The organism is Candidatus Obscuribacterales bacterium (assembly GCA_036703605.1).
In the GTDB taxonomy this organism is placed as follows: domain Bacteria; phylum Cyanobacteriota; class Cyanobacteriia; order RECH01; family RECH01; genus RECH01.
In genome coordinates, this window is record DATNRH010000833.1 from 1 (window position 1) to 4,826 (window position 4,826).

Annotated in this window: 4 protein-coding genes; all 4 read right to left on the bottom strand. The window is 53.0% G+C overall.

Going from position 1 to position 4,826, the window contains the following annotated elements:
- On the bottom strand, nt 1-579 hold a 579-nt coding region (locus tag V6D20_17215; protein ID HEY9817522.1), incomplete at its 3' end, for a sigma-70 family RNA polymerase sigma factor.
- A gap of 802 nt (nt 580-1,381) precedes the next feature.
- Complete coding sequence (locus V6D20_17220) at nt 1,382-3,064, bottom strand: ATP-binding protein (protein HEY9817523.1); 1,683 nt, start codon at nt 3,062-3,064, stop codon at nt 1,382-1,384.
- Nucleotides 3,065-3,162: 98 nt separating this feature from the next.
- Nucleotides 3,163-4,278 (bottom strand): phospho-N-acetylmuramoyl-pentapeptide-transferase, encoded by a 1,116-nt coding sequence (gene mraY, locus V6D20_17225; protein HEY9817524.1) that lies wholly within the window; start codon nt 4,276-4,278, stop codon nt 3,163-3,165.
- Nucleotides 4,279-4,498: 220 nt separating this feature from the next.
- Nucleotides 4,499-4,735: a DUF3134 domain-containing protein gene (locus V6D20_17230; GenBank protein ID HEY9817525.1), complete on the bottom strand. Its 237-nt coding sequence runs from the start codon at nt 4,733-4,735 to the stop codon at nt 4,499-4,501.
- Nucleotides 4,736-4,826 lie beyond the last annotated feature (91 nt).

The following is a 4,826-nucleotide window of genomic DNA, read 5'->3' on the forward strand; positions in this document are numbered from 1 at the left end:
GGTGAGCTCTCGCTGCACCTTTTTGATCTTGTTCAGCTTTTCGGTAATGTGAATGGGGAGGCGAATGGTGCGAGCCTGTTGAGCGATCGCTCGGGTGATCGCCTGACGAATCCACCAGTAGGCGTAGGTGGAAAACTTATAGCCCTTAGTGGGATCAAACTTTTCAACCCCGCGCTCTAGACCTAGGGTGCCTTCTTGGATCAAGTCGAGGAATTCTAGGTTACGCTTTTGGTACTTCTTGGCGATCGCCACAACCAAACGCAGGTTGGCTTCGATCATTTTCTGCTTAGAGCGGTGCCCTTTGTGCAACTGATCCCGCAGCTCCGCCTCAGACACTTGGGCCTGTTCTGCCCATTCTGCATCAGTGGGGTCTTGTCCTAGGGATTCAGCAAGCTGCTCTTTGACCTCTAGCAAATGCATCATCCGCTGCACCTGTTTACCCAAGACAATTTCTTGCTCGTGGGTTAGTAGGGGAACACGACCAATTTCATGAAGATAGGTACGCACCATGTCAGCCGTGTAGGCGGGTGGAGCGGACTTGGTAGTAGAGGGACTGGCATTAAGATTTGCAGTTGGCATGGGACTGATCGGTGCTCCGTCGAGACGAATACATGACTATAGGAAAACGCTAGGCAACCGCAGAGAAAAAACACTGCGTTGCTATGGGTGGCTAGGAAACGAATAACAGGGTGAATCTTAACTACAGACCACTTAGCGACATCTCAGGTTCATCAGAACGCTAGGGTCATGGAAAAAGCAGGTGAATAGGATGATGTGTTGGCGAGGGGATCGCGCAACTGGCAACCATCATGGCTCATGCAAACTAAACGGGATGACGGTGATACAGCCTTTGAGCTGCCCAATCCAGACTCGTTACATCAGGTGTAGTGGCGAATCTCGAAGTCATAACCTGGAGCAACAACGTGCAAGGTTCTGGATAAACTCGGTGTTGCTATCACATCAACTAAACGAATTCATTATGACTTCGACTTGACTCCATCGTAATACAAGTTTAGGGTTGCGTAAAGACGTCTGGACTCATCCTAAAGGGTGAACTTGATGGAGTCTTTGGAAATAGTTTGCCCAATTGACGCATTTTCGTTGAACACAAGATGGCATCCATAGGGTCTCAACGTATCGAAACAGCGTGCTCAGCCATCGAGAAACAGGCAGGTCGTGAAGACGGATGAACCAAGTGGGCAAGGAACCATCTTGATATCAATAGTGCCAAGTTAACTGCAGGTACTAGGTACGGAGATTGCACAGTAATAACCGTACCTGCTATCGGTTTGGGGAGGAGGAAAGGGTGTGACGCTTCCTAGGCTGGCCTAGAAGACGGTGACGGTGTTGGCCAGTAGGTCAACATATGGGTCAACATTCATTAGAAACCCAGGTCAGCTTTGGCTGTTTTGGCAGCTTTGAGAACCTTTTCGGTGGAGGCTTGCTCCCAATCTGCCTCTCCAATATCTGCGTAGAAGGTCTCATCGTAGGGACGGGTTTGAATGACCACGGGCATGGGAACGGCATGACCGAGAATTAAGGCCTGTTGTTTGGAATCTAGCTTAGCCAAGACCGATCGCAAATTCTGCCCACCTGACACACCGGTGAAAATAGCGTCAATATCTTTGTCATCGTTAAGGAGGGCTGTAATTCGGGTGCCCACCTGGGACATCACCTCGTTATCAATGCCCGACGGCCGTTGATCGACCACCAGTAGAGTGACAAAATATTTGCGCATCTCGCGGGCAATCGTGCCAAAGATCGTTTGCCGCACGGTGGCTGTGTCGAGAAAGCGATGGGCTTCTTCGATAGTAATCACCAGTTGTCGGGGGCGATCGCTGGGATTTTTGGTTTGCAAAAAAGTCTCCGACTTGCGTACATAGCTGGCATGAATGCGGCGGGCAATCACATTGGTAGCCAGCATGTAGGACAGCAGATTAGACTGGGAGCCAAACTCCACCACCACATGCTTTCCGGCTTCTAGGGATGCCAGAATTTGATCGACATAATTGTGGGGACAGGTATGGCGCAGGTATTTCAAGTCATCCAGACGAGTGAGCTTGCGCTGCAGGGCCATAATGGATGACTTACTGCCCATTTTCACCTCGCAAAATTCCTGGATCTCCTCATTGTTCATCGACAGTAGGCGCGTGATCCAGGTTTTGCCAAACTCGTTGCGCAGGATGATGGCATTTTCCAGGCTAGCTTCCGATAGGTTCAGCTCTTGCCGCACCAGCATCAGATCTTCGACATCAATTTGGTCATAGCTGATGTAGAGATCTTGGGCGTCGCGCACCCCTCGCCGCTTGGTGGAGGCCGAGTCTAGGGTGTAGATTTGCACCTGTCCTGGAAATAACTGCCGTAGACCTTTCACGGTGCTGAACTGCTTGCCTTCCTTGGCGGCTTCCCAGCCATATTCCGAATGCATGTCAAAGATCAGGTTGACGGCGGCCTGTTTGCGGATGATGCCCGATAGCAGCAATCGGGTGAGAAAGGATTTGCCAGTGCCCGATTTGCCAAATATCCCGTTGCTACGCTCCACAAAGCGATCGAGGTCTATGCAAATGGGCACGTCCATATCAATGGGGCGGCCAATGGAGAAGTTGTGACGGTGGGGATCGTCTTCCCAGCCAAAGACGGTACGGAAGTCGCGCTCTAGGGCATCGTAGACCTGGCTGAAATGACCGGGAATAGTTTTGACGGGCAGCAGGCTCATAGCGACAGAGCCGTCAGATTCACCTGTAGCAAACTCTTCGACACCCTCTTGGGACGGTGTAAACATGAGCATGGGAGTCAGGCTAATGGTGCCATAGGTGCCGGTGCCAGCCAAGACGTCTTGCAGATAGGTGTTGCTGGGATCGGGGGGGTTAGCCAAAATGCGAGGGCTGGCGGCGCAGAGCGTTACGTCGGTCAACATGCAGAAAAAACGCGATCGCACCCCTTGGATCACCAGAAATTTGCCGACCCGCATATCCTCAACCGAAATTCCTGGATGCAGCCGCACATCCAGCCCTTGGCTGAGGGAGCCTTGTATGACAGAACCGAGTGGTATATCTGGAAGCATTCCAGGCTATAGCGCTGTACCCCCTAGGGTCAGCGGTTAATACATGGGTTCTGTCTATTAGAACATACGTTCTTTTAGTTGTGCAACCCTGGTGGGCGTTACCCCCAGTGGGCTGCTTGCAGAAGCAGGCAAGCGATCGCTAACACCCCACCCGCCAGATAAAACCGGCCAACCACCTGGGTTTCTGCCCAGCCCGATAGTTCGAAGTGGTGGTGGAGGGGAGACATTTTGAAGAGGCGTTTGCCAATACCCTGCTCATCTTTCGTGGCTTTATAGTAGCCAACCTGGGCAATCACAGAGAGGGTTTCTACCAAGAAAATACCGCCAAGAATCAGCAGGCTGAAGAGGTTTTGGCTGAGCAAGGCCACCGCTGCCAAGGCACCACCTAGGGCCAGGGAGCCGGTGTCGCCCATGAAGACCCGGGCTGGGTTGCGGTTGTGTATCAAAAAGCCAACGCAGCCGCCCGCCATGCAGGCGCAGAAGAGCAACAGTCCCATAGAGGTTGGGGCGGCTAGGACGCCTAATCCCAAAAAGGCGATCGCACTCGTGCCGGCCGCCAGACCATCGACGCCATCAGTCAAATTAGTAGCATTACTTTCAGCGACTAGGGCAAACCAGGCAATCGGCCAGAATAGTAGACCTAGGGGAATTCCCCAGCCGAGGGGCAAAGCTAAATAGGTAACATCAACGGATTGATGGGTGTAGAGCCATAGGCAGAAGAGGCCGCCCGCCGTCACCTGAAGAGCTAGTTTGGTGCGGGGGGAGATGCCCTTGTTGGATTTGCGGCGGAGAATTTGCCAGTCGTCCAGCCAGCCAATGGCGGCGTAGGCCAAGGTCAGAGCAGAGACGGCTAAAACCTCCGACGAAAAACCTGACCAAACTACAGCGAGGGCGATCGCTGCTGGAATGAAGAAGATGCCGCCCATGGTAGGCGTGCCGGTTTTGCGCAGGTGGGCCTGGGGGCCGTCTTCCCGAATAATCTGCCCTGCCTTCAGCGATCGCAACATCGGTACAACCCAGTGACCTAGGGTCGCAGCGATCGCTCCCACACCCCAAAGGGGTAGCAAGAGAGATATTGGGCTCAACAACCGCTCAGCCTGCCAGTCGAGCATGGCTGCGGCTAGGCTCAAAAACGAGAACAGCATCCACAGGAGGGCCGTCCCAGACAGCTTACCTAGCCTTTGCTGCTCCAGTCTGCTAATTTTTGCATCCACGATTGGGTTTCCTCACACCAACACAACTCACACCACCGGAACGGTTTCCTGCCCATCTCAGGTCTATCTAAAGGTGATAACTGAGATAGCGTCCTCTATTCCTCACTCCGCCTAGGCAACATGCCCAAGGTATTGACTTGCATTCTACAGGCTTATGGAACCCGCATCGCCGCCTGAGATCAGCAGGGAGCGATCGGGGCCAGCCCGTTGACCTTGCCGATTAGTCGTCTAGATCGAGATCATCATCGTCGTCATCGTCGAAGCTATCATCATTGCTATCCATGAGTTCTGTGATTTCTTCCTCTTCCTCAGGGCCAAATGGATTACCCACCGTTTCGCGCTCCAAGAGACGGTTGGTACCTTCCAGCCAGTCCAAAATAGAAGCATCACGCTGAGCCGGAATCACACCGGCGGGTTGACTGCGAGGCGACTCGCGTAGGGCTGGATTGTTTTTCATGGGAGTGACCTCAGTGATTAACACTAGATGATATTAGGACGAGACTCAGGCAGCTACCCTGGGGCGATCGCAGCGGGGATGTTATCCCTAC

Coding starts and splice junctions, on each gene's coding strand:
- V6D20_17220 (HEY9817523.1), bottom strand. CDS start 3,064: ATGCTTCCAGATATACCACTCGGTTCTGTCATACAAGGCTCCCTCAGC.
- V6D20_17230 (HEY9817525.1), bottom strand. CDS start 4,735: ATGAAAAACAATCCAGCCCTACGCGAGTCGCCTCGCAGTCAACCCGCC.